Below are 3,824 nucleotides of genomic sequence, written 5' to 3'. Positions count from 1 at the left end.
CTCATGCGCGAGGCCGTCCCCGGCTACGACCCCGACCGGACGCAGGCCGAGCTGGAACGGCTGCTCGGCGCCGAGTGGGCGTGAACCCGCACGCCCGGGAACCTCACGGTGCGGCGGCCCGGCCCCCGGCGCGCGAGCGCCAGAGCAGCCACACGAAGTACGGCGTGCCGAGCAGCGAGGTGACCAGCCCGGCCGGCACCTGGGCGGGCGCGATCACGGTACGGCCCAGCGTGTCGGCCAGGCTCACCAGCACCGCCCCCAGCACCGCCGCCGCGGGCAGGAGCCGCACGTGCCTGCCGCCGACCAGCGCGCGGGCCGCGTGCGGGGCGACGAGCCCGACGAACCCCACCACGCCGACGGCCGAGACCGCGGTGGAGGTGACGAGCACGGCGCCGCCCAGCGCGAGCAGCCGCACGGGTTCCAGCGGCACCCCGAGCACCCGGGGCGTGTCCTCGTCGAGCGCGAGCAGGTCGAGGTCGCGCCGCAGCCACAGAGCGAGCGGGAGGAAGAGCGCGAGCGCCACGGCGACCGGCAGGAGCTGGGCCGGAACCCGCCCGTAGGTGGAACCGGAGAGCCAGGTGAGCGCCTTGGCGGTGTTCCACGGGTCGGACTTGACGATGATCAGCACGGTGACCGCGTTGAACAGCGCGTGCGCGCCGATGCCCATGAGCACGAGCCGGTCGGAGCTGAGCCCGCCGCGCCAGGCCAGCAGATGGACCAGGGTGAAGGCGGCGAGCGCGCCGACCCCGGCCGCGCCGGACACCGCGGCGATCCCGGCCATGGGCACGAGGGTGAGCGTCGCGACGGCCGCCGCGCCCGCGCCCGCGGTGATGCCGAGCACGCCCGGCTCGGCCAGCGGATTGCGGGAGACGGCCTGGAAGGCCGCGCCGGAGACGGCGAGCGCCGCACCGGCCAGGACCGCCGCCGCGACGCGCGGCCAGCGCTGGTCGAGCACGTACGTCAGCGCCCTGCCGGTCCTGCCCCACAGCCAGTTGGCGACGTCGCCGAGCAGCAACCAGGTGTCGCCGCCGAGCAGGCCCAGCACGACGGCGAGGACCAGCAGCGCCGTACCGGACAGCAGGATCACCGCGAAGGCGGCGCGGCCGGGGTCGGCGGCGCGGACGGTCGGCGGCCGCCGGGCCGGACCGGCGTCGCGGTGCCGGCGGGCCAGCCACATGAGCACGCCCGCGCCCAGCATCGCGGTCACCACGCCCGGCGGCACGTCCACCCCCGCCTGCGCGCCGAGCACGAACCGCAGCGCGACGTCGGCGGCGAGCAGGACGACCACGCCGGCCAGCGCCGAGAGCGGCACCAGGACGCGATGCCGGCCCAGCCCGGGCAGCCGCCGGGCCAGCAGGCGCACGACGACCGGCGCGCACAGCCCCACGAAGCCGACGGGCCCGGCCACGGTGACCGCGGCGGCCGAGAGCAGGACGGCGAGCACGATGACGGTCAGCCGCAACCGCCGGACGTCGACGCCCAGCACCGAGGCGGTGTCGTCACCCAGGCCGAGGATGTCGAGGCGGGAGCCGAGGGCGACGGCCGCCCCGACCGCCACCACGATCACCGGGGCCATCTGGGTGACGCCACCGAGGTCGCTCTGCACGAGCGAGCCGCTGCCCCAGGCGAACAGGCCGGTGTTCTCCTCCTGGAAGAGGATCATGAGCAGGGTGGTCGCCGACTGCAGGGCCAGCGCGGTCGCGGAGCCGGCCAGGATCAGCCGGGTGGTGCCGGTCCTGCCGCCGGCCGACAGGGCGAGCACCAGAGCGGCCGCGGCCAGGCCGCCGAGGAAGGACAGGCCGCCGGACAGGAAGGCCGGCAGGCTCAGCCCGAAGGTGGCGGCCAGCACGACCGCCAGGTACGCGCCGTTGCTGACGGCGAGGGTGTCGGGCGAGGCCAGCGGGTTGCGCGCGACCGACTGCAGCAGCGCGCCCGCCGCGCCGAGCGCGACGCCGACGCTGACCGCCGCCAGCAGCCGCGGCAGCCGGGCGGCGACCAGCACGTTCATCGCCTGCTCGTCGAGGGCGAACAGGTCGGTGTCGGAGGTGCCCTGCGTCAGGTGCAGCACGGCGAGGGCCGCGATGACGGCCAGGGTCACGAGGAAGGCCCCCGCGACGCCGAGCCTGCGCAGCGGCGTCGCGGGGGCCTCGACTGCGGTGATCACCCGGCGTAGGCCTTCACCAGGGCGTCGGCGTACTGCCGGCACGACAGGGGGCCGCCGAAGGTCCAGATGCCGTCGGGCAGTTTGGTGATCTGGTTCCGCTTGACGAAGCTCAGCGACCTCCACAGGGAGTTGCCCGCCAGGTCGGCGAAGACGTCCACGCCGTCGGAGGCGTTGTAGAAGAAGCGCAGGTTCTCGTCCTTGACCGCGGTCATGCCCTCGACGTCGGTGCTGCCGAGGCCCCATTGCGCGTCGACCTGGCCGGTCCAGGCGTTGGTGAGGCCGAGCCGCTCGGCGACGTCGGAGACCAGGGCGCCCTTGCCGAACGGGCGGATGGAGATCTTGCTGCCGTCCTTCCAGCCGTCGGCCATCATGAACTTCTGCCCGGCCGAGCCGGAGGCGGCGATCCTTGCCCTGCCGTCGGCCATGGCGGCGTCGAAGTCGGCCATCACCTTGGTCGCCTGCTCCGTCCTGCCGACGGCGGTGGCGAGCAGGGTGAGGTCGTCGCGCATGCGGGTGAGGTTCGCGGCGGCGTCGCTGCCCTTGGCGACGACGACCGGGGCGATCTTCTCCAGCTGGCCGATGAGGGCGGAGTCGTCGGACTCCATGACGACGAGGTCCGGCTGGAGGGCGGCGATGGAGTCGACGCTGGGCTCCTGGCGGGTGCCGACGTCCTTGACGGAGGCGTCGAGCGGGGCCGCGGTGACCCAGGTGCCGTAGCCCTTGACGTCGGCCGCGCCGACCGGCTGGACCCCGAGGGCGACCAGCATCTCGACCTCCCCCCATTCCAGGCCGACGACGCGGGTCGCGGGCCTGTCGAGGGTGACCCGCTTGCCGCGGGCGTCGGTCACGGTGATCGGGGCCGCGGCGCCCGCCGACGGCTCCCGGGCCGCGGGGGCGGCGGGGGGCTCCGTCGTGCCGCAGGCGGTCAGCAGCAACATGGCGGCCATGACCGCCGGGAGGGAACGCATGGGGATCTTTCAGCCTTTCATCGCCAGGTGGCGGCCCAGCGGCCTGGTGCGGACCAGTCCGGTGAGCGGGTCGATCGTGGCCTCGACGCGGATGCCGTAGGCCTCGGTGAGCAGGTCCTCGGTGAGCACCTCAGGCGGCGCGCCGGCGGCGCGGACCCGGCCGCCCTGGAGCAGCACGACCCGGTCGGCGATCTCGGCGGCCTGGTTGAGGTCGTGCAGGACGACGCCGACGGCCACACCATGCCGGTCGGCCAGGTCGCGCACGAGTTCGAGCAGCTCGACCTGGTAGCGCAGGTCGAGGAAGGTGGTGGGCTCGTCGAGCAGGAGCACCCCGGCGTCTTGGGCCAGACAGGTGGCCAGCCACACGCGCTGCATCTCGCCGCCGGACAGCTCGTCGACGGCGCGTCCGGCCATGGCGCGCACGCCGGTCAGCTCCATGGCGTGCTCGATCGCGGCCTCGCCGCCGGGGTCGCCCGCGCGCCAGCGGCCGCGGTGGGGGTGGCGGCCGTAGCCGACCACGTCCTTGACGCGCACGCCGGTCGGGGTGGGACGGCTCTGCGCCAGCAGCGTCACCCGGCGGGCGAAGTCGCGGGCGGACAGGGCCAGGGCGTCGGCGCCGCCGGCCAGCCGGACCTCGCCGGAGTCGGGGCGGTGCAGCCGGGCCAGGGCGCGCAGCAGGGTGGACTTGCCGC

At 75.3% G+C, this 3,824-nt stretch carries 3 protein-coding genes; all 3 read right to left on the bottom strand.

The window, feature by feature from the left end:
- Nucleotides 1-103 precede the first annotated feature (103 nt).
- Nucleotides 104-2,164 (bottom strand): iron ABC transporter permease, encoded by a 2,061-nt coding sequence (locus ACWCSD_RS49410; protein WP_449926277.1) that lies wholly within the window; start codon nt 2,162-2,164, stop codon nt 104-106.
- A complete protein-coding gene (locus tag ACWCSD_RS49405; RefSeq protein WP_397165529.1) occupies nt 2,161-3,132 on the bottom strand; it encodes an ABC transporter substrate-binding protein in 972 nt (323 codons plus the stop codon). Before ACWCSD_RS49405 ends, ACWCSD_RS49410 begins: the two co-directional genes overlap by 4 nt.
- Nucleotides 3,133-3,141: 9 nt before the next feature.
- The coding region (locus ACWCSD_RS49400; RefSeq protein ID WP_449926274.1) for an ABC transporter ATP-binding protein at nt 3,142-3,824 on the bottom strand (683 nt) is incomplete at its 5' end.

It is taken from the genome of Nonomuraea sp. NPDC001684 (assembly GCF_053596515.1).
This window is presented reverse-complemented; position numbering and strand designations above follow the sequence as displayed.